Source organism: uncultured Marinococcus sp., from assembly GCF_947493875.1.
In the GTDB taxonomy this organism is placed as follows: domain Bacteria; phylum Bacillota; class Bacilli; order Bacillales; family Marinococcaceae; genus Marinococcus.
This window is the reverse complement of record NZ_CANLSU010000007.1, coordinates 42887-65674: the sequence shown is the minus strand read 5'-3', so window position 1 is coordinate 65674 and position 22788 is coordinate 42887. Positions and strand designations below refer to the sequence as shown.

Annotated in this window: 18 protein-coding genes; 16 read left to right on the top strand and 2 right to left on the bottom strand. The window is 46.8% G+C overall.

What is annotated here, in order from left to right; all coding sequences use genetic code 11:
• Positions 1 to 35: 35 nt before the first annotated feature.
• The 15 genes from Q0757_RS13775 to Q0757_RS13705 all read left to right on the top strand — a co-directional run bounded on the left by Q0757_RS13775 (position 36) and on the right by Q0757_RS13705 (position 19026).
• A complete protein-coding gene (locus Q0757_RS13775) occupies positions 36 to 746 on the top strand; it encodes a TraR/DksA C4-type zinc finger protein (RefSeq protein WP_298788314.1) in 711 nt (236 codons plus the stop codon).
• A 278-nt stretch (positions 747 to 1024) separates the two neighbouring features.
• Positions 1025 to 1846, top strand: coding sequence for an MIP/aquaporin family protein (locus Q0757_RS13770; protein ID WP_298788312.1), 822 nt, complete (start codon positions 1025 to 1027; stop codon positions 1844 to 1846).
• A gap of 237 nt (positions 1847 to 2083) precedes the next feature.
• Entirely contained in the window at positions 2084 to 3631 is a 1548-nt protein-coding gene (locus Q0757_RS13765) for a carboxylesterase/lipase family protein (protein ID WP_298788310.1), read from the top strand.
• Between the two features lie 20 nt (positions 3632 to 3651).
• Entirely contained in the window at positions 3652 to 6684 is a 3033-nt protein-coding gene (locus tag Q0757_RS13760; RefSeq protein ID WP_298788308.1) for a CDP-glycerol glycerophosphotransferase family protein, read from the top strand.
• A 293-nt stretch (positions 6685 to 6977) separates the two neighbouring features.
• On the top strand, positions 6978 to 7373 hold the full coding sequence (gene tagD / locus Q0757_RS13755) for a glycerol-3-phosphate cytidylyltransferase (protein WP_022793663.1): 396 nt from the start codon (positions 6978 to 6980) through the stop codon (positions 7371 to 7373).
• A gap of 228 nt (positions 7374 to 7601) precedes the next feature.
• Complete coding sequence (locus Q0757_RS13750; protein WP_298788305.1) at positions 7602 to 8864, top strand: CDP-glycerol glycerophosphotransferase family protein; 1263 nt, start codon at positions 7602 to 7604, stop codon at positions 8862 to 8864.
• A 33-nt stretch (positions 8865 to 8897) separates the two neighbouring features.
• Entirely contained in the window at positions 8898 to 9707 is an 810-nt protein-coding gene (locus tag Q0757_RS13745; RefSeq protein ID WP_298788303.1) for an ABC transporter permease, read from the top strand.
• A gap of 59 nt (positions 9708 to 9766) precedes the next feature.
• A complete protein-coding gene (tagH, locus tag Q0757_RS13740; protein ID WP_298788301.1) occupies positions 9767 to 10573 on the top strand; it encodes a teichoic acids export ABC transporter ATP-binding subunit TagH in 807 nt (268 codons plus the stop codon).
• 92 nt (positions 10574 to 10665) lie between these two features.
• Positions 10666 to 11253, top strand: a complete 588-nt coding sequence (locus tag Q0757_RS13735) for a GNAT family N-acetyltransferase (RefSeq protein ID WP_298788299.1) — start codon at positions 10666 to 10668, stop codon at positions 11251 to 11253.
• Position 11254: 1 nt separating this feature from the next.
• Complete coding sequence (locus tag Q0757_RS13730; RefSeq protein ID WP_298788296.1) at positions 11255 to 11686, top strand: UPF0158 family protein; 432 nt, start codon at positions 11255 to 11257, stop codon at positions 11684 to 11686.
• A gap of 14 nt (positions 11687 to 11700) precedes the next feature.
• On the top strand, positions 11701 to 12636 hold the full coding sequence (locus Q0757_RS13725) for an alpha/beta hydrolase (protein WP_298788294.1): 936 nt from the start codon (positions 11701 to 11703) through the stop codon (positions 12634 to 12636).
• A 170-nt stretch (positions 12637 to 12806) separates the two neighbouring features.
• The gene (locus tag Q0757_RS13720) at positions 12807 to 13331 is read left to right on the top strand and encodes an excalibur calcium-binding domain-containing protein (protein WP_298788292.1); all 525 of its coding nucleotides are present in this window, start codon (positions 12807 to 12809) and stop codon (positions 13329 to 13331) included.
• A gap of 115 nt (positions 13332 to 13446) precedes the next feature.
• Entirely contained in the window at positions 13447 to 14382 is a 936-nt protein-coding gene (locus tag Q0757_RS13715) for an NADP-dependent oxidoreductase (RefSeq protein WP_298788290.1), read from the top strand.
• 170 nt (positions 14383 to 14552) lie between these two features.
• Positions 14553 to 17357: an EAL domain-containing protein gene (locus Q0757_RS13710; RefSeq protein ID WP_298788288.1), complete on the top strand. Its 2805-nt coding sequence runs from the start codon at positions 14553 to 14555 to the stop codon at positions 17355 to 17357.
• A 28-nt stretch (positions 17358 to 17385) separates the two neighbouring features.
• The gene (locus Q0757_RS13705) at positions 17386 to 19026 is read left to right on the top strand and encodes a thiamine pyrophosphate-binding protein (RefSeq protein WP_298788287.1); all 1641 of its coding nucleotides are present in this window, start codon (positions 17386 to 17388) and stop codon (positions 19024 to 19026) included.
• A 32-nt stretch (positions 19027 to 19058) separates the two neighbouring features.
• Here the strand turns inward: Q0757_RS13705 and Q0757_RS13700 are convergent, their stop codons facing one another.
• Entirely contained in the window at positions 19059 to 20132 is a 1074-nt protein-coding gene (locus tag Q0757_RS13700) for an aromatic acid exporter family protein (protein WP_298788285.1), read from the bottom strand.
• Positions 20133 to 20255: 123 nt separating this feature from the next.
• A complete protein-coding gene (locus tag Q0757_RS13695) occupies positions 20256 to 21692 on the bottom strand; it encodes a carbon starvation protein A (RefSeq protein WP_298788282.1) in 1437 nt (478 codons plus the stop codon).
• Positions 21693 to 21902: 210 nt separating this feature from the next.
• Between Q0757_RS13695 and Q0757_RS13690 the strand changes: the two genes are divergently transcribed.
• Positions 21903 to 22676, top strand: a complete 774-nt coding sequence (locus tag Q0757_RS13690) for a FadR/GntR family transcriptional regulator (RefSeq protein ID WP_366139539.1) — start codon at positions 21903 to 21905, stop codon at positions 22674 to 22676.
• Positions 22677 to 22788: the final 112 nt, after the last annotated feature.

The following is a 22788-nucleotide window of genomic DNA, read 5'->3' as shown; positions in this document are numbered from 1 at the left end:
GTAAAGAGATAGTAGACAAAACTGGAGGGATACAAATGATTACGGCAGAACAGGAAAAAGCATTAAAAAGTAGGCTTCTGGAAATGAAAAAAGAAAATGAAGAAAAAATCGAAGTGGAAGAAACAGGAAATGCTAATAACAATACAGAAACCATTGGCGAGCTTTCCGAGTACAGCAACCACCCCGGCGATCAGGGTACAGAGCTGCATGAAATGGAAAAGGACGCAGCGCTCAATAATCAGGCCCGGGAGCAGCTTGAAAACATTGACCATGCCCTTGAGGCGATGGAAAACGGAAATTACGGCAAGTGTGAGGTCTGCGGCAGAGAAATTCCGTATGAACGTCTGGAAATTGTGCCGGAAACAACGCGCTGTGTAGACCATGCAGGCAGCGATGCTCCAGCCCAGGATCACCCAGTGGAAGAAGATGTAGTTAATCCCGGGCCGGAGCGTGAAAAAACGGAAGAAAATGTAGCTTTCGATAAAGAAGACACGTGGGAAGCAGTGAGCGAACACAGTACTTCCGAGACCCCTTCCGATGATCCGGACATGACCGGCTACACAAGTGAACAGGAAGAAGAGGAAGAGCAGGAAGGACGGGTGGAGAAAGTAGAAGATGCCTCCGTCGCTGATCTGGAAGGGGAAGACACCGGAAATACAGCTGATCAGAAGGAGCAGTGGCAGGGAAGCAGAAATTCTGCCGAGCAGGGAAATGAAAGGGAAAAGAATTCGAAAGATAAAAAATAAATATAACGGTGGTCGTCCGTTAATTATGCGGGCGGCCGTTTTTATAATACCGGTTAGAAAGACAGAATAAATCTCTAAGCTCTAAATCGAATTGACAGCGTTTTCTTTTCGTGCTAAAGTTTTTTTAAGTTAATATATCGGGCTGAGTCGAATGAAAGCCACACACTAAAATGCTCTACAGGGAGTGAGGTGTGTGGTTTTTTAGTCGTTTGAGAAAGCGAAACGGCTGTCAATACTTATGTCTGTAAATTAAAAACGCTTACAAGGGAGCTGGGAAGATGTCGATATACTTAGCGGAAGTCATTGGTACGATGATACTTATTATTTTTGGTGGTGGCGTTGTTGCAAACGTTAACTTAAACAAATCGAAAGCAGAAGGAGGAGGATGGATTGTTGTTGCGCTCGGTTGGGCGTTTGCCGTAGCAATGGGGGTATATGCTGTTGGCCAGTTTTCCGGGGCGCATTTAAATCCAGCTGTTACTCTTGGCTTTGCGTCTATTGGGGAGTTCCCGTGGGCGGACGTGCCTGGCTATATCGTGTCTCAAATTATAGGTGCGGGAATCGGCGGAGCCGTTGTATATTTTCATTTTCTCGGCCACTGGAAGGAAACAGAGAATGCGGATGTAAAGCTGGCGGCGTTTTCAACAGATCCGGCGATTCCGAACCGGTTTGCAAACTTTTTAAGTGAGTTTATCGCAACGGCTGTATTTTTACTCGTATTAAACAGTATAGGTGCAAACGAGTTCACGGAAGGCCTGAACCCGCTTATTGTCGGTTTTCTTGTTGGTGCTATCGGACTTTCGCTCGGTGGCACAACCGGCTATGCGATCAACCCGGCCAGGGATTTGGGTCCGCGTATTGCCCATGCTCTCCTGCCTATTGCGGGTAAAAGGGATTCTAACTGGTCGTATGCCTGGATTCCGGTGGCGGCACCGGCGCTGGGAGGCATTTTTGGCTCTCTCGTTTACCGGTCCGGATTTTTAGGAGAAGGCTATGGTGTGCTTGCGGTATTCAGTGTTTTTGTACTCATCGTCCTTGGGGTTCTTTACGTAATGAATAAACGGGATACAGAAGTCAGCAATCCTGACGTTAAGAACTGATAACTAAAAGCTGCAATCCCTGGTAACCGGGGGCTGCAGCTTTTTTATTTACAGTAAACAGAACAGCTGCCTGCTGATAATATAAATGTCATAATTATAAGTAAAAATTTGTAAGAATATGTAGCTGTTTATACGTAACCCGCCATTTGTTCCGTCGACTAATATGAGGAAGAATTAAAATATACATATTTTCTTACTGATAAAATAAACATAACTTAGTATTTATGGAGGATAAAAATGAAAAAATCAAAAGGAACTGTCCGGCTGCATGCGCCTGCAGGAATATTTGAAGGGCGTTTATATAAACATGTTCAAGAGTATCTTGGTATAAAATACGCAGAAGCGGAGCGGTTTAAAAAACCACAGCGTTTAGGTGAATCCAAGGAATTATACAGCGCTTTGGATTACGGTCCCGCCTGTCCGCAGTCCGTGGAAGGCCTCAGAAAAGGTACGGAATCGGAGGACTGCCTGCATGTGAATATCTGGAGACCGGACGAAGAGCCGGTGCACCGCCGGCCGGTGATGGTATTTATTCATGGCGGCGGCTTTAACAGCGGCTCGAACCGGGAGGCGCTGTATGACGGAAAATCGTTGGCTTCCCGGGGAGAAGTAGTAATGGCGAGTATTAATTACCGGCTGGGGATGTTTGGTTTTTTGGATGCAGAAAATATTTGCGGATCGGAACGGGCCTACATGAAAAACCTCGGCCTGCTGGACCAAATGGAAGCACTCCGCTGGGTACAGGAAAATATTGAAAGCTTTGGCGGCGATCCAGGAAATGTCACCATCTTTGGAGAGTCAGCCGGAAGCATCAGCGCAACAGCCCTGCTCGCTGCGCCATCCGCCCGCGGGCTTTTCCAGAAGGCCATCGCTCAAAGCGGAGTGATCACCGGACTTGCGCGTTCGGTGGAGGATGCGGTGAACATTTCTGATCAGCTTATTTACAAGCTCGGCCTGCATTCCATGAATGACATCTGTACCACTCCGGCAGAAAATCTGGTAAAAACGACGGTGTCGTTCGTGGACAAAAATTTTACCTCCAACGGTCCATATAACGGCTCCAGAATGTTTGCCCCTACCCCGGATGGAGAAATTATTCCGTTTGACGTAGAGCGGGCGATTCAGGAAAACGCGGGAAAGGTACAGCTCCTTCACGGCTCCAACGCAGACGAGATGCATTTTTTCAAGCTGCTCATTCCAGAGCTGCGCAAGAAAAAATCGGTGGACACGTATGTATTATTTTATCTTCGAAAATATGAGCATATGTCAGAAGAGACAACGATGGCAGTTTACCAGGACTATAAGAAGAGGTATCCCAGATGGAGCCGCTCGCAGATTTTTATGCAGATGTTTACAGACCGGGCATTTCGTTTGTATCACACAGAGCTTAGCGAGCTGTATTCCCGGGCTGGGGGGAGGGTGTATCAATACCGTTTCAATGTGGAAGCCCGCTGGCTGAAAGCCTGCCACGGGCTGGAGCTCGGATATTTGTTTAATACGGTTAAAACAGCTTTTTCCCTCCGGAACCGGACGCTTTTAGGCATAAATGAAAGCCCGGGGCTCACCAGACGGATGCAGGACGCCTGGGTTCGGTTCGCGAGGGAAGGGGACCCCGGGCACGGAGACATTCCGGAATGGAAACAGTATACCAAGGAACGGCCGGAGACGATGATTATCGGGAAAAAATGGGTGCCAAGACGTCATGACCATGCGGAGGATGATTTTGCCTGGAGAGCCCGGCTTGCCGAAACGTATACTCGGCCGTCTGCGTATAGAAGCTACTAATACGCATATGCTATACTGATATGAAACGTAATGCGGACCTTCAGAGCGTCCGCATTTTACATAGTGAAAAGAGTTTGACCACAGAGGAGAGCGTCGAGATGAAGGCACCAGCGATAAAAACGCATTACCGGACACCAGTGCAGCAGCTTAAGAAAAGACAGTCGCCGTGGAAGGAAAAGCAGTACAGCTGCCGGACGAAGGAATGGCTTGGAGATGACCATGGTATAACCATCCGTATTGAAATTGGAGATGACCGGCTGCCAAAGCGTATCGAAGAAGAGTACTCTTTTATCGAATGGGCAGCGGGGCCGGAATGGGAAAACCGGATCAGGGTACCGCTTCGTTTTTTCGCGGCCGATGTGAGAAACGGACGGAGCTTTTCGACGTTTGAAGGCTATGTGCCTTATGTACTGCTTGAAAAGCTGGCGACTGATATTCCTTTTAAAGCGATTGGCTGGGCGGTGCTTTCAAATAGGAAGGAAGGAATTCGTTTTCGCCTGAAAACCGGAAGAAGCGGGACAACCTGGCTGCAGAAGGGGACAATTAGTGTAAACGAAAAGGGCTGTTTGTTCAGGCCTGTACTCAATAAATTTAATAACCTGGAGCTGAAAGTCACCAGGCCCTCCGGAAAAAAAGTGAAGCTCTTTCCTGCATATCTGATGGACATAGAAGCAGTCGACCACGGTTGGTTATTGCTCGGCACAGCTTCAAAAAAGCTGCTTGAAGCAAACGGATGGCCGTCAAAGCTTCAATTGATTCTGAAAAAGCGTGGAGAGTCAAAGAAATATTACTACCCCGTTGAATGGCAGGACGATAAATGGTGGTCATCGACTGTAGAACTGGATGCTTCAAGTCATTTTACAGGTGTATGGGATTTTTATATCGCAGACGCCAGCGCGAAGCCATTATGGCGGCATCGTCTTCATATGCCGGCCAGGGATATGGCAAAAGCATCCAAGTGGTACGCCCCTCATTATGAAAAAGGGGCGGTCAGCTTCCGAGTGTACCGTACCCAGAATTATTCGGCTTCAGTTATGATTCAGACAGAAAACGTCAAACTGTATACGGTGCGCGCCAGTTATGAACAGAATATCATCCATTTCCGGGGTACGCTTTACTGGAACCGCTACAGCCCGGACGCATGGGAGCTCGTATGGAAAAACAGAGACACTAATGAAGAAGCTTCTGTGCCAGTGCGTGTATACAAGCTGCATTCCAGGCAGGCGCAATACGTTTTTCATGGAAAAATGACGAATTTATTTAAAAATGAAACCGGGAGAGGAAAACATCCCTACCGGCTTGGGCGGTCGGACCTCTACCTTCGTGTTACCAGGGATGGGGAGAAGATTGACTACCGGCTGCGTTCCAACAGCAGGAATCTGGTGAAAAATACAAAGCTTGAATGGTACCACCAGGACAAAATCTACCGCCACCAATTTTACCGGACGACAAGTAAACGTGTCGCATTCTCCATAGATGAAATCGACATTGCCAAGGACATTACATCGATGAAGGTGAAGAATGGGAAATTTATTATTGAAGGGCAGGCCCGTTTTACAACTTTGACACGTAACCTGCGGCCGAGACAGCGGGTAACGGTAGTGGTGAAAAACAGGGAAACAAATGAAGAGCATCACTTAACTATCAGAAACCAGCACCTGAAAGATAGCTGGGTACAATTTGAAGCGGAAGCGGCATTCAAAGATTTCCGCTCGCTTCACGGTGATAAGGCTGTGCTGGACATCTATATCCGCCTGCATGCAGGGGAGTTTGTACACGAACGAAAGCTTGGAAAAAAAGATTTTATTTATTATAAAGATGAAATCCTGCATTCGTGGGTGCTTGAAGAAGGAGATCGGGCGGTTTCCTGGTATGTCACCTATACGCCGCGGGGAAATGTGAAAATAGAAACGACCACTTATCCTCGTAAGCATTTCCTGAAGCTCCGGGAAGAAAATGCCAGAATGCAAAGGGCCGGGAAAAAGCCAGCAGTGTGGGTTATCGGGGAGCGGCCGGATACTGCACAGGATACGGGGTATCATTTTTTCAAATACTGCCGTACTGCCTATCCCGAAATGGCGGTATACTACGCGATTGAGGAAGATTCCATGGACCGGGAAGCTGTGGAGAGGCTTGGGAACGTGCTGATTATCGGAAGCGATGAGCACGTGGACGTTTGTCTTAAGGCAACTGCCTTTTTCGGATCACATGATATTGAATATTTTCTGCCGTTTAAAGGGTCGCTAATGGAATCCTACCGAAGCGGCCTGCGTGTCTTCCTGCAGCACGGCGTGCTTGGACGAAAGCGTGTGGAATATAACCGGGAATACTATAAATACCCGTTTCATCTGTTTTGTGTCAGCTCGAAAATTGAAAAGAAAATGGTAATGAAAAAGATGCATTACGACGAAGAGAACGTACAGGTAACGGGTCTCTCAAGGTTTGATAATCTTCTTGAGGGCGTGCCGGCGGAGCGGAAAATTATTTTTATTCCGACCTGGCGGGAATGGCTTCATTCCAAAGAGACCTTTCTGGAGTCGGAATATTACCGACGGTACAAAAGCTTTCTGGAAAATCCGAAGCTGCACCGGTTTTTAGAGAAAAATGACGTAGTGCTGCAGTTTTACCCGCACTACCGGATGCAGCAGTACACGAACGCCTTTGATAAAATTAACAGTGATAAAATCGAAGTAGTCAAACTGGGCACAAAAACGGTTCAGCAGCTGTTAAAGGAAAGCATGCTGATGATCACCGACTACTCGAGCGTATCCTTTGATTTTACGTATATGCAGAAGCCGGTCATCTATTATCATTTCGATACGAAACGATTTTTCCAGGGTGGAAGTCTGCGGCCGCTTGAAGAGACTTTTCTTGGAGATGTTGTTCATTCGGAGGAAGAGCTTCTGAAAAGTCTGCGGCGTCATTTGAAGCGTGGGTGGACCGAAAAGAAAGCGGTAAGCGAAAACAGAAAAATGATTTTCAGTTACTCAGATAAGCAGAATGCAGCGCGCATATTTCAGGCTGCAGAAGAGCTTGAAAAAGAAAACAGCTGAAGGAGCAGAGCCATTCTGCTTCTTTTTTGTGGAGCAAAGCAGCCCATAAACTATATTGAAATACCATTAAATATGTGAAAAAATGTGAACGATATCACGGTTGTCACATAGTTTTATAGAAAGTTCCTTCCACTTCCCATGATTAGACGACATATTTGGAAGGATATATGTGTTACAATTAACGCGTCAAGTTGATAAATGTAAATTTTTAATGAAGAATTTGTTGAGAAAATTATTTGTGTAGAAGAGTAAAATACAGAGTAAAAATTAACGGAATATAGGGGGGCACTACTATGAAAAAAGTATTGACTTACGGCACGTTCGATTTGCTGCATTGGGGGCATATTAATCTTCTTCGCAGAGCTAAAGAGCTTGGAGATTATTTGGTGGTAGCAATATCGACAGACGAATTCAATGACTTGAAATCCAAAAAAGCATACTACACGTATGAACAGCGTAAGCTGATTTTGGAAGCGGTTCGCTATGTAGATGAAGTCATCCCGGAAGAAAACTGGGAGCAGAAAATCGATGACGTACTCGATCACGACATTACTACCTTTGTAATGGGTGACGACTGGCACGGGAAATTCGATTTCCTCCGCCCGTATTGTGAAGTAGTGTATCTGCCGCGTACGGCTGACATCTCGACAACAAAAATCAAAAAAGAATTACTGCTCGTAAACTATTAATCTTCACTCAAAGAGGCTTCGCCTGCCTAAGCGGAGAACCTGAGCAGCCGGGGAGGGAGAAATGTTCTCTCCCTTTTTTTGTTGCCATCAAAATTAACAACGATTTACAAAAACTTAAACCTGTTTTGTAAGTTTGTCGTTTTTGTTAAGCTCTTTTTTGATAGAATGGAACAAGGTGCGCAGCAAAGCACCCAAAATACGAACTTTTAAAAAAATTGAGGGACGATAATGGCAAAAAAGAAATGGACGAAAAAATACAAAAAGAAATTCAAACGCTCATGGAAAAATGCGAAAAAACGAATAACGAAACGATGGAAAAAAATTAAAAGACTGCGTAACGGCAAAAACTTTTATAAAGCGGTTCTTTCCGTACTTGGAAAGCTTCCTAAAAATGAAAATATTATCGTGTTTGAAAGCTTTTTCGGCAAGCAGTACAGCTGTAATCCGCGTGCGATTTATGAACAAATGCAGCAGGATTATCCGAAGCTCCGTTTTTACTGGAGCATTGACCACCGGTACAAAGAGCTTTTTGATGAACGGGGCCTGAAGACAATCAAACGCTTTTCTTTCCGATGGTTTATTGTGTTGATGCGTGCCAGGTACTGGGTGTTTAACAGCCGGCTGCCAAAATGGATTCCAAAGCCGGACAAAACGGTTTATATTCAAACATGGCACGGCACACCACTCAAAAAACTTGCCAAAGACATGAATGAAGTAACGATGCCGGGCACGACGACGGAAAAATACAAAAGAAACTTCCTGTTTGAAGCCGGACGCTGGGACTATCTTGTAGCCCCGAACCCTTATTCCGCCCAGATTTTCCGGAGGGCGTTTGAGTTCAGGCATAATCTGCTTGAAACCGGGTATCCAAGAAACGACTACCTTCATCATTATTCAGGCTCGGACGTGGAGCAGATCAAGGAAAACCTCGGCATTCCGGAAGATAAAAAAGTGATCCTGTATGCTCCGACATGGCGGGACAACGAATATTATTTTATTGGAAAATACAAATTCACCCTTTCGATGGATCTTGAGGAAATGCGCCGTCGCCTCGGAGGCGAGTATGTCCTGCTTCTGCGTCTGCATTATCTCGTGTCTGATCATCTGGACGTTACAGGGTATGAAGATTTTGCGATTGATGCTTCTGCGTATGAGGACATCCGGGATCTTTACGTGGTCAGCGATGTGCTGATTACAGATTATTCCTCTGTGATGTTTGATTATGGCATTTTAAAACGCCCGATGATATTTTATACGTATGACATCGACAGCTACCGGGACAAGCTGCGCGGCTTCTATTTTGACTTTGAGCAGGAAGCTCCGGGGCCGCTGGTCATGAATACTGAAGAAATCATCGAAGAAGTAGAAAACAGCGGAACTATCCGTGAACGCTACCATAAAGAAGTAGCCGATTTTGAAGAGCAGTTCAATCAGTGGGAAGATGGCTATGCGGCCAAGCGTGTGGTTGAAAAAGTGTTCAACGCAAATTAATTAGTTGGGCAGAGGATAAAAGAGGGAAACAATATGAATGCAGTACGAACCGTAGCGAAAGAATTATGGACGAGCATTCCGCTGATCAACCGGCTGGCGGTGTATGAAACAAAAATAAAAAACAAAAGCAATTACCTTGGTTCCTTCTGGGAAATTATCAGTCCGCTTCTGTTTATCGCCATCTATTGGTTTGCTTTTGGATATGGCATCCGCCAGCGGAGCGACGTGGATGGTATTCCTTTTCTTACCTGGATGCTTGCAGGCATTATTCTGTGGTTTTTTATCCAGCCGGGAGTAACCAATGGCTCAAAAGCTATTTTTTCAAAGATAAAAATGATTTCCAAAATGAATTTTCCAACAAGCATCATTCCGGCCTATGTGGTGATCTCAAGACTTTTCCCGCATTTGGCGCTGCTTGCGATCACAATCGTTTACATGCAGTTTGCCGGGCATCCGATCAGCGTGTATTATATTCAAATTCCGTATTTTCTTCTGGCGGCCATTCTGCTTGTAATCAGCGTGGTAATGATCACCTCCACGCTCACAGTGATCGTCCGGGATTTTCAAGTATTTATACAATCTTCAATCCGGGTGTTTTTATATTTAACCCCGATACTGTGGCCGATGGATAACCGGCTGCCTGACTGGCTGATTCCTGTGATGAAGATCAACCCGATGTACTACCTGGTGGAGGGGTACCGGGCAAGCTTCTTTTACGGGGAATGGTACTTCATCACAAACGCCAGCTACACCCTTTATTTTTGGGCCTTGGTTTTTGTGCTTTTCAGTATTGGAGCCGTACTGCACGTGCGCTTCCGCCGGCACTTTGTGGATTTTCTGTAGACCAGCAGTACGGATAGTTTAATAAATCACACAATGAGGATAGAGACGGGGGAGAACAAATGAAAAAATCCGTCGTAGTCAAAAACGTTTCAAAAAAATATAAGCTGTATGATACGCATGCCGAGCGGCTGAAGGACCTGCTTCTGCCAAAAAGCTACGGGGAAGAGTTTTACGCGCTGCACAATGTTTCGTTTAAAGCAGACAAAGGGGATATCATAGGGCTCGTAGGAGTCAACGGCTCCGGAAAATCAACTCTTTCCAATATTATTGCCGGGACCATCCCGCCAACGAAGGGCTCCGTAAAGACAAATGGGGAAGCTGCGATGATTTCCGTTTCCACCGGACTGAACGCAAAGCTCTCCGGCCGGGAAAACATCGAGCTGAAATGCCTGATGCTCGGTTTTTCCAAGCGGAAAATCCGGGAGATGGAGCCGGACATTATCGAGTTTTCCGAGCTTGAGCAGTTCATTGACCAACCGGTAAAATCGTATTCGAGCGGGATGAAGTCAAGGCTCGGCTTCGCTATTTCGATCACAGTCAATCCGGATATTTTTATCGTAGACGAAGCTTTATCAGTGGGGGACAAAGCCTTTGCGCAAAAATGTCTGGATAAAATGCACGAATTTAAGCAGCGCGGGAAAACGATGTTTTTTGTCAGCCATTCATTGACGCAGATGAAAGAATTCTGCAATAAAATACTCTGGCTGGAATTTGGCGAAGTAAGAGCTGAAGGAGAAGCCTCCGAAATATTAAAACAGTATGAAGCTTTCCTGAAAGAATATAATGCTTTTACCCCGAAAGAGAAAAAAGCATTCCGGAACCGGGGCTTTGAAAAGCAGAGCGCTGTCCGGGCGGTATCACAGTAAGCAGCATCCGGGTGATGCTGCTTTTTACTTTTGGCGCAGGGTCTGGAATGATATGATAAATACATCCGATTAAAAGGAATGGAGCTAATACATTGCGGTTAACAGGAGAGCAGTTTGATTTGGAATTGCTGGAGGAAGAACATACAGATTCATTGTTTGAAATCGCTTCAGAGCCGTCCAATTGGACATATATGACAAGAAAGATGCATAATAAACATGATATGAGGCTGATTGTCGAAGAAGCTCTAAAGCTGCAACAGCAGGGAGATACGATGCCGTTTATTGTGAAAAGAAGGAAGGACGGGGCAATCGTTGGATCGACCAGACTCTATGATATTTCCCCGCAGCGGAAAACGGCAGAGATTGGATCTACGTACTACAGCGAAAGCGTGCGCTCTACCGGCGTAAATACGGAGTGCAAATATTTACTTCTCACATATGCGTTTGAAACACTGGGGGTTGTTCGTGTACAGTTTAAAACAGATGAACAGAACAAGGCCGCCAGAAAAGCTATTCAAAAACTGGGTGCTTTTGAGGAAGGCATTCTGCGCAATGAGCGCAAACTACCGGACGGACGTGTACGCAATGCGGCTGTCTACAGCATTATAAAAGAGGAATGGCCGGAGGTAAAAGCGAAATTAACGGAAAGAATTGAAATCAAGAAAAAGGGGCACGAATAATATGGCATTGATGGATGATTTAGTAGAAGCATACCTGCAGCAGTTTGATGAGTTTATGTTCGTTCTGGATAAAAAGCTCGGGCTGGTATTTGTCGAAACAGTATCAGAGGATACGCCGCTTTCCTGGAGTTCGGAGGAAAGCGCGAATCTTGTGGCTATCCCGACGATTACAAAAGCGGAAAGTACACGGCTGATGCAGGATTTTGCCTCGAAGCAGCCGGAGGATAAAGAGGAGTCCCTTCAAAAAGCATTGGAAGAAGAGGATCGTTTCTTATCCTTCGAAAAACAGGTGGAGGAATTCGGACTCGAAAATGAATGGGAGCAGTTCGAACGGGACAATGCCAAAAAATACGTGCAGGATTGGCTGCAGCTGCTTCAGCTCGATTACAATGAACTGAATGAAAAGCACGCGATCCATGCAGCAGATGAGTAAGCGGGGCAGATAATATGGCTGTGCACGAAGAATTGGAGGCAATTTTAGAAGAGCAGGAAAGCATGATGCAGATGCACGAGCTGACACCGGTCGAAGCCCGGGGACAGTTCAACGACAGTATTGACGTTATCACCTCCCATGTTAACGTCGATGAAGCAGGCGGCCTTCGGGATGTAATGACTACGGGGGAATACGGGGAAATACCGCTTCGTATTTATTACCCGGATACTGAGATGGACCGCTACCCGACTATCGTCTATTATCACGGAGGCGGATTTGTCATTGGAAATATCGGTACCCATGATCATATCTGCCGGGCTATCGCCAAAGAATCGGACTGCGCAGTGGTGAGCGTGGATTACCGGCTGGCTCCGGAGCATCCGTTTCCGGCAGCTCCGGATGATGCGTACAATGCATTATTATGGCTGGTGGAAAACGCTGATCCGCATAATCTGGATGTAGAAAGAATCGCTCTGGCCGGAGACAGTGCCGGTGGCAACCTGGCGGCCGTGACCGCTATACGTGCGCTGCAGGAAAACGGTCCGAAGATTGCCTCCCTGCTGCTCTTTTACCCAAGCGTCAGCGGAGAGCATGATTTTCCTTCGGTCGATATGTTTGCCGGTGGGTATGGTTTGTCGTTGCGGGATCTGGAATGGTTTATGGAACAGTATGCTGATGGTGAAGACGAGGATAATCCATATCTTGCCCCGCTTGCCTTTACACGCCTTGGTGAATTGCCGCCCACACATATCGTTACTGCAGAAAATGATGTACTGCGGGATGAAGGAGAGGCGTTTGCCAAAGCTATTGATCAAAATGGCGGACAGGTCAGCCTTCGCCGGGCAGAAGGCATGATTCACGGCTTCCTGCACTGGACAAGGGCATTCCCCGAGGTGGATGAAGAGCTTCTCGCGGCGTTAGAGCCTGTGAAAGACGTGCTGGCGGAATAATTGAAAAATAATAAGAAATTCCTCCTGTATAAAAAGCATACAGGGGGATTTTTGTATTATATGTAAATTTAATTTACATATAATACAAAAAAATATTGTTATTTCACAAATAATTGCCTAAGATAATAGTAGGGGAATAGGTATATGTACTTAAATGAGGAGGAATTTGTGTGTCAAAAAAATGGCTAGTGAGTCTATTCAGCGCAGGGGTAATTTCATTGGGGATTTCCGCGCCGGTATCGGCGGATACGGACAAAGATTGTGAAGACTTTGAAACACATGAAGAAGCGCAACAGTATTTTGAGGATCAGGGTTATACTGCAGAGAATGATCCGGAGCGGTTGGATGGTTACGATGAAGATGGTCTAGCATGTGAATCATTACCAGAAGGCGACGATACTTCAGCTACAACCAGCAATGATGACACTTCAGAAGATACGACTTCCACTACGGAAGAAGACGTGACAGGAGAAGAATCCTCTTCCTCCGACGAAGGCACTACAGAAGATACAGCTACTGAAGAAGAAGCTGCTTCCACAGAAGCTTCCGATGAAAATATGACTGAAGAATCTGCAGAAGAAGGCGGAGAAATGCCGGAAACAGCTACAAATCAACCGGCCTGGGCTCTGGCGGGAACAGCTGTCGCCGGACTGGGAGCTCTTTTGCTTGTACGCAGACGGGTAACGTCCCACTAATTACTATCGCATATCCTGTTCCCTGACCGCTGCGCCTCGAGGTGCGGCGGTTCTTTATTGCGTGTTTCATTTAAAGGAGTAAAAGGTATGAGGAATGTAGGAGAGGAGGCTCATAATGAAAGCAATTGTAATCGAACAGTACGGCAGCGCCGATGAACTGGTGGAAAGAGAAATGGAAGCGGAAGCTCCCGGGGACAGACAGGTGCTCGTAGATGTGTATGCAACCTCCATCAATCCGATCGACTGGAAACTGCGGGCAGGGTACATGAAAGATGACATCCCTTTCGAATTTCCTATTATTTTAGGATGGGACGTAGCAGGCGTCGTACGCACAGCCGGAAAAGACGTCACTGCCTTCGGGCCGGGGGACAGAGTGTTTGCGCGGCCAAAATTAACGGGACGCGGTACTTATGCAGAACAGACATTGGTAGATGAAGACCTATTAGTAGCTATTCCGGAGCCTATGTCCTACGAGGAGGCCGCCGGGATCCCACTCGCTGGAATGACCGCGCAGCAGTGCCTGCTCGAATTTGGAGAAATCACTGAAGGCAGTAAAGTGCTTATTCAGGGCGGTTCTGGCGGTGTTGGCCATTTTGCGATACAGGTAGCTAAAGATATGGGTGCCTATGTAGCGGCTACAGCAAGCGGCAGAAATCAGGAATTTTTGAAGCAGATGGGCGCTGATGTGGCGATCAATTACGAGGAAGAAAATGTAGTGGATATACTTTCAGACTATGATATGGTATTAGATACAGTGGGAGAAAGTGTCCATGAGGAAAGCTTCCGCGTGCTCCGTACCGGCGGAAGATTTGCATCGGTTGCTGCCCCGCCTTCCCAGGAAAAAGCAGAAGAAGCTGGTGTGGCTGCCCAGTTTGTATGGCTGCAGGAAGAAGGCGAAAAACTTCAACGTTTAACGTCACTGTATAATAAGGGTGCTTTGCGTGTGGAAATCAACAGCCAACACAAATTTTCAGAAAAAGGTTTGCGGGCAGCACATAGAGAGAGCGAAGAAGGACGTGCCCGTGGTAAAATAGTCATTAAGGTCCGCTAGAGATATAATGGGGCTTTCTGTTTCCGGAGGGAGACGGATTGTCCTCTACATAACAGGGGGATAGCAGAGAAAAATAGGACTTTAATAAAGAAAAAATTTTCCTGCTATTGAAATATTAGTGCATAATATAGATAAAAGCTTTGGAATCATCGACAGACAGGGGCGATTCGATGTCAAACGGACAACATAATCGTTATACGCGTCTTGCTAGGATTACACGACTGATTAATGCCAATTTGGACATTAAAACACTTCTTGAACACGTCGTAACAGCTATATCAGAAGAAATTATCCAATGCGATGCGGTTGGTATTTATCTCCCAGAGGACAGGGAGCGTTACAGAGGCTACGTCAGCAAGCCGGAAGTGCTGAGCGGTATGACTATAGACCAGCATGTGGTCGACCCGCAGGTGGACCATCTGGCCCGGGAAGTGATTGACTCCCGGCAGTCCATCTATATTGCTGATACATCTAAAGATAACAGGCCGGATGCCAGAACGATTGATTTCTTCCAGATCCGGTCGGTGCTTACAGTTCCAATCTCCCAGGGGGACGAATTATTCGGACTCGTATATTTGTTTGATTACGGAGTGCCGATGAATTTAACCGATTCTGAAATTGAAACAGTGGAAGCCTATGTACACATGGCTGCTGTAGCCATTCGTAACAGCCAGGCGATGCACAACATTGAGGAGCTTCTGCATGAAAAGCAGACCCTTATCGAAGTGATGGAACAGCTTGCCCATTCACAGACATCCGACTCGGCGATTGATGTCTGCTTTAATCATGTCGGGGACGAGCTGAACAATCATAATGTTAGTCTTCATATCATTGATCCTGTTTCCAAAGAAACAGTCATGCCTTCAAAGCTCAGCCGAAGAAGTGATTTTGAACAGAATGAATGGTTAAACATTCACGAGCGAATGCAGATGGACCAGACGAACGATAAGCTTTTTCAGCAGGTCGTTCAAACAAAACAACCGCTTTTTGTCGAGGATGTTGCAAAAGAAAACAGGATATTCCAGGAAATCTGCGATGTGTTTAATATCAAGAGTATTTTTATGGTGCCGATGATTTCTGTTGGCCGTGTTCTTGGCGTGATCGTAGTCGCTCATCTCGGGGAACAGCCGGCCGAATATACCAAAGCCCAGCAGCGCCGGGTGGAATCCATTGTTAATGCCACTGCGCCTGTTCTGATTCATTTATACAACCTTGAAAGCCAGGAAAGCATTATTGCGCGGCGGACCGAGGAAATACAAAGCAAGAATGAAGAGCTTCAGCGGCTGATTTTGGAGATGCGCAAAATCAATACGGAAAAAGAGCTGATTATGAACACGGTGGATGAAGGTATTATCGGATTTTCGCTGGAAGGCACCGTCATGTTTTCCAACGAAGCAGCTGAGCATATGCTTGAAACGGACACCCAGCTGTTCCACAGCATTCAGTCCTACGATGAAATTCTTGAGCATGTAGAAAATGAAGAGGGCGCACTTTCTGATATATTTGCGTCTTATCTGGCATCGGATGCTGTGCAGCCGGTAAGCGGGGAAGCGTATATGAGCCATCCTGAAAAGGGACTGGTAACGCTTGAGTATACTCTTTCAAGCCAGATTGAAGAAGGTATAGTGGTCGGGTACGTATTAACGGTCAGAGACGTTACGGTACGAAAAGAAATGGAGCAGCGGATTGAATACTACGCGTACTATGATGGAACGACCGGTCTCCCGAACCGGATGCTTGTGCATGATCGGCTGAGTCAGACGCTTCGGGAAGCCAAGGAGCATGATCAGGAAATTGCTGTACTATTTCTCGACCTGGACCGTTTTAAGCAAATCAATGACCGTTTCGGCCATGCTGGAGGAGACGAATTATTAACTGAAGTTGCCTACCGGCTTCAGGAAATGGTAAGCGGGGCAGCGACTGTGGCCCGCCAGGGAGGAGACGAATTTATTTTAATTCTTCCAAGGCTTGATAGCATGGCGCAGGCTACATCCACTGCAGAACAGATTCTGCGTGTGTTCCGCAATCCGTTTTATCTCGAGGGGGAAGAAGTATATGTAAAACCGAGTATCGGTATCAGCTTCTTCCCGCTGGATGGTCATTTGGCGGATGATTTGATCCAGAATGCCAACTCGGCCATGCATAAAGCGAAGGAAATGAACGGCAATACGTACCGGGCGTTTTCGTCCGAACAGATGGGGCCGGACATGAAAAAAATCCGGCTTGAAAATGATTTATACCGGGCGCTCGAAAACAATGAGCTTGAATTGTTCTACCAGCCGCAGGTGCGTTTAAGTAAAAATATTGTTATCGGCGTGGAAGCACTGGTGCGCTGGAATCATCCGCTTCACGGAAAAATAGCTCCTTCAGATTTCATTCCAATCGCTGAAGACACCGGCTTAATTACATCCATCGGCGAATGGATTTTAGAGGAGGCCTGCTCCCAGGCGAAAAACTGGCAGGAGCAGAGCCACTGCAGCCTGCGTGTAGCGGTAAATATTTCCGCACAGCAGTTTCAGCGGGAGGGGCTGGTTGATACCGTGAAAGAGGTACTTGCCCGGACGGGACTTGCACCAGAATTTTTAGAAATTGAGATTACGGAAAATACACTGCTGTTAAACACTGAAGAAACGGTCACGACCATGAAAAGACTAAAAAGTATCGGAGTCCGTATTTCAATAGACGATTTTGGCACCGGCTACTGTTCCCTGCAGTATCTCAGAGAATTCCCAATTGATACACTGAAGATTGATAAAGTATTTATTGATGATATTAAATCAGAAAACAGCTCCGCCCCTATTACAACTACGATTATTGCTCTTGCTCACAGTCTGAACCTTCACGTGATCGCCGAAGGGGTGGAAACGCTTGAACAACAGAAGTTTTTGCAGGCGAACAATTGTGATTTAGTTCAGGGTTTCCTGTATAGTAAACCAGTACAGGCGGGTAAAATCCCTGGATTTTGTAATAACTAGTAAAAATTAGTAGGGGGAATAAAACAGAATGAAAGCAGCTCAGTGGATAATTGATTATTTGCGGCAGGATGGCCTGGACTATGTTTTCGGTATACCGGCGGGATCGGTGAATGCTCTTTTTGATAAAATGTATGAGCATAACGAAATTACGCCGGTTGTTACAAAGCATGAAGGCGCGGCCGGCTATATGGCTTCCGCCTACGCGAAGCGCTCGGGTAATCTGGGTGTATGTATAGCAAGCAGCGGACCCGGGGCGACAAACCTTCTTTCTGGAGCGGCTAATGCAATGCGGGAGCAGACTCCTGTGCTTTTTATTACCGGCTCTGTGCCGACATCGACGGTTGGCCTGAATGCTTCCCAGGAGCTTGATGTTGTTCCAATGTTTACTCCGGTGACCAAATACAGCCGTCGGGTGGAAAGCATCCATGAAGTGCGTGAAGTATTCAAGGAGGCGGTATGTAAAGCATTCGCCGGCATACCCGGTCCCGTGCATGTAGCGGTCCCGATCAATATTCAATTATCTATGCTCGAAGGCAGCACTGAGCTGCCCGAATATCCGGTGAAACGCCGTTTGTCCCCGGTGGAAAGCAATGTGGAGGAAGCCACCCGCATACTCTCCGGTAACCGTCAGGGAATCATTTTCCTTGGACAGGGAGCAAAAGATGCCTTACCCGGGGTTATGAACCTGGTGGATTACCTGGACTGGCCGGTCGTTACTACGCCTCAGGCGAAAGGGCTTATACCGTCGGACCACCCAAACGCGCGTGGCGTGTATGGCTTTGCCGGGCACGAATCAGCTACGGAAGTAATGGAAAACAGCGATCATTCCATTATTTTTGTCATCGGCTCAAGTCTCGGGGAAACGGCTACAAACAACTGGAACCCGGCTTTGGCCGCTGATCGTTTTGTGATTCAGCTCGACCATGATCCGACGGTATTTGACCGCAAGTATAAAGTGGATATTTCCCTGCTTGGGGATGTGCGCATGACAATCGGAGAAATAAACAGGCGGCTTCGTCTTCCGGCAGAAGGAGAGGCGGGGCGTCAGTGGACAGGTGTTCAGCCGAAAGCTGTAAACGAAAAGTTTGAAACCCAGAACGTGCTTCAGCAGCTCCAGTCCCAGATGCCGGAGGATACGCTTTTTACGGTGGATATCGGGGAGTTTATGAGCTATGTGATTCATTACATGGACGTGAAAAAACCGGATACGTATGACATCAATGTCCATTTTGGTGCTATGGGTTCGGGAATTTCCAATGCGCTTGGAGCAAAGCTCGCTGAACCACACCGCCCTGTTACAAGTATTACGGGGGATGGATGCTTTTTTATGCATGGGATGGAAGTGCTGACAGCCAAAGAATATCAGCTGCCTATTCTTTTCATTGTGATGAATAACGCCAGGCTCGGAATGGTGTATCACGGGCACCGGCTTCAATATGGAAGAATGCATGACCGTTTTGAACAGTCGATGGTACCGGTGGCAGCTATTGCAGAACAGATGGGGGTAAGGTATGCCACGGTCCGTTCCATGGATGATATTACCCCTGAGCTTTATCAAAGCCTCTGTTCAGACAATTCTCCGGCTGTGCTGGAAATTCAGCTTATTGATGAACAGACTCCTCCAATGGGAGACAGAGTGAAATTTTTATCCTCCTTCAGTAAATCCTAAAAAGAAAAACTGATAAATAAATGCCCCGTGCCTTAGGAAGGCCGGGGCGTTTGCTGTTGTTCGGGCTGTTCGGGGAAATGAAGTTCTTCGAGCTCTTCGAGGACATCGTGAATGGACAGGAGGGCAAAGATAATAATGACGTCTGTAGAAAAATGATGATGATATTTTTTTATGTTCGGCCGCGAGGCATGCTGGCGTTTTTTCCAGAAGCACCGGTCGAGACGTTCAATCAGCCTGAACTGCTCATCGGAGATACGTTCCCCGAAGTGATGAATCGTTTGTGACATCGCAGGAATAATATCACCAATCAGCTGGACCTCTTCTTTCGTAAACGTACAGTCATCTGTCTCGAAATTAAATAAACGGTTAATATGATAGCTTATGCGTTCTAAAAAATGGAGCTGGCGCTGCTCCCGGGTAAATCTTTTTGCCTCTGTATCCTTTTTTTTATGATATTTCCATTCTTCCTGCTGGTAATAAGAGAGTTGGATGGCCCGCTCCAGATCATTTTCCAGCTGATAGTATTTATCCATGACCTGTGCAGACGGACGCCGGCCATTCATTACTTCCTCAAGACGAAGTTCAAAAATTTCAGCGGTCTCCACGAACATTTTCCGATTCTGTTCTGCAAGCAAGGAAGAAAATTTTGGAGGAAGAATCGTTAAATTAATAACTGTAGAGATCGCAAGGCCGATAAACGTCGTGCCGACTCGTTCTACGAAAGTTAAAAAATAATGGTCGCTCGCTGTGGGGATCATTGCCACTGCCGTAATCGTTGCAACGAGCATCCCGTCCCGGAGACGCAGCATGTTACAGAAATAAAGTGTTAACACAGAAGCAATCATATACGTTATCGGGGTTGGACCGAATAAATAAACGGTGAGCATGGCGAGGGCTGCCCCAATGACGGTGGCAGGAAGACGCTGGGCGCCTTTACGTATGGAAGCTGCTGCCGTCGGTTCAAGGGTTACGATGGCTGTGATAACGGCGAAGGCCTGCGGGAGGTCAAAAATGCCGCATATAAAGGCAGTGAGCAGAACAGCTATCCCGGTTTTGATCAGTCTGCCTCCGATGAACCGCCGCTTAATTTTTCTCCAGTAGTGCATGGTAAGCCGCCTTCTTTATAAAAATTTCATATCTGTATTTAGTGTAGCATGAACGTGCAGCGTTTTCATCAGCCTCTCCTGCACTAAAAAAAGCTGCCCACAACAGCAGGCAGCTAAAACCATTTATATAGATTTTTCGACCTGTTCGTAGGCTGCCTGCCGTTTGACGGAGATTATTTTAAAGACGTACCAGGCCAGCACGAATACAGTCAGGACGGCCCCAATCGTCATGGAAAGGCCGTACGGAAGACCTAATCCTTCCGGGGCGTAAAAGATATAGGAGCAGACGACAGCTGTCATAAACATCGCCGGCACGCCGCAGATGAAATGGTTTTTGCCGGCATAAAGCAGGTACATGCAGCCGGTCCAAAGCATCACGGTAGCGACGAGCTGGTTGGTCCACCCTACATATCTCCACAAAAACGAATAATCGATCATGGATAAAAACAAAGCCGGGATAACGACCGGAATAATAGTAAGAATTAAAAGCGGCCTTCCTTTTAGGGATACAGCGTTTGCCACGAGCTCTGCAAGCATCATCCGTGAAGAACGAAGGGCAGTGTCGCCTGTCGTAATAGGAAGCAAAATAACACCAAGAACGGCAAGCACCCCGCCGAGTGTGCCAAGAAGGCTCGTAGAAATTTCGTTGACAGCGCCGGCCGGGCCTCCGGCGGCTATGGCTGCCTGAAGCCCGCCAGTGCCTCCGAAGAAGGCCATGCCGGCTGCGGCCCATATGAGGGTAATGATGCCTTCGGCAATCATAGCCCCGTAAAACACCTTGCGCCCTTCTGACTCTTTTTTCAGCGTGCGGGCGATGATTGGACTCTGGGTGCTGTGAAATCCGGAAATGGCCCCGCAGGAAATAGTCACCATCACCATCGGCCATACCGGCAGTTCATCGGGATGAAGATTGGCGAGCGTAACGTTTGGAATCGTTACGTCTGAAAACACCAGGGCACCGGCAATACTGACCGCCATAAAAATAAGCACTGCGCCGAAAAGAGGATAAATTTTTCCAATGACCCGTTGAATTGGAAGCAGAGCAGCCAATAAAAAATATGCAAAAATAGCAAAAATGGCGGTGAGAAAGCTGAGCGGAGTCAGGCTTGCAATTAATTCGGCCGGTCCAGCAATAAAGGCGGCAGCCACAAGGATCATTAAGCAAATGCTGACGATATTGATGAAGCTCTGCATTGGACGCCCGAGATACTTTCCTACGAGTCCTGGAAACTGGGCTCCGTTATGGCGAAGAGAAAGCATGCCGGAAAAATAGTCGTGTACGGCACCGGCGAAAATGGTGCCCAGTACGATCCAGAAAAATACGATCGGCCCATACAGTGCTCCAAGCAGCGCGCCGAAAATGGGCCCGAGGCCAGCAATATTTAACAGCTGGATAAGGCTGCCGCGCCACCAGCTGAGAGGAGAGTAGTCGATATGCCCTTCATTATGGTACGCAGGCGTTTTGTTGCGGTCATTGATGCCGAACGTTTTCTCCACGAAGGATCCGTAAACGATGTAGCCGGCAATTAGCAGGATAATAGCGATAAAGAAAGAAAACATAAAACGTTCCACCTTTGCTGCAATGTACTGGAGAAAACCATTGTTATAAATTCTAACTTGTTCCTTCCAAAATGACAATCGTCTACATGGAAAAAACAAAACTTTTTCACATAGCAATGAAAAGCGATTTTAACCACGCTCAAATGAAGCGAGTCTTACCCATGTGATGACCTTATCTATCATAGAGGTAAACCGTAGTATAAGTGTTCCGTGGGTGGTACAATAGCGGTAAATAATGAACGGAAGGAAGAGCGGGTGATGACCATGGACCGTATTGAAACTAAAAAAATAGCTGAAGTCATCCGGGAAAAGATTGAGGACATGATCAAGCGGGGCGAAGTGAAGCCCGGCGAAAAGCTGGACTCTGTCGTCGCTCTCTCGGAAAAATTTGACGTCAGCCGTTCAGCCGTCCGGGAAGCATTAAGCGCCCTGCGTGCCGTGGGAATTGTAACCATAAAGCAGGGCGAAGGCACATTTGTGAATCAGTATGATTTTTCCACTATTACAGAAATGATGAACAGCCGCACCCTCATTTCAAAACAGGAAATGAAAGAGCTTTTTGAAGTCCGGCATGTGCTTGAAAAAGGGGCTTCCGAGCTCGCGGCAGTCCGTCGTTCGGAGGAAGATCTCGAGCAGATGCGTACTGCGCTGGAGCAGATGATGCATGCAGCAGGCGGGACCGATGATCTCGGGGAGCAGGGGGATGTCCGCTTTCATCTTGCGATCGTGGAGGCTTCCGGAAATACTTTATTAACACAGATGATGGGCCGGCTCTCCGACACGATGCAGAAAACAATGTATGAAACGAGAAGGGCCTGGCTCTTTTCAGAAAAACGTTCGTTCCGCCGGCTTCTTGACGAACACCAACGGATTTATACTGCTATCGATGAGCAGGAACCGGAAGCAGCCGGAGAAGCAATGAGTGCTCATTTAACGAACGTGGAAAAGGTGCTGTCTAAAGGTATTGAGCATATGAATGATTAATACGTCCGGCTTCGGGCGTTTTTTTTGTAGAAAATTAATTTTTGGTTCATTATCTGCAAATGCTTGACGTATAGAAGTTCAGGGGGTAAACTACTATATAGTTCAGGGGGTG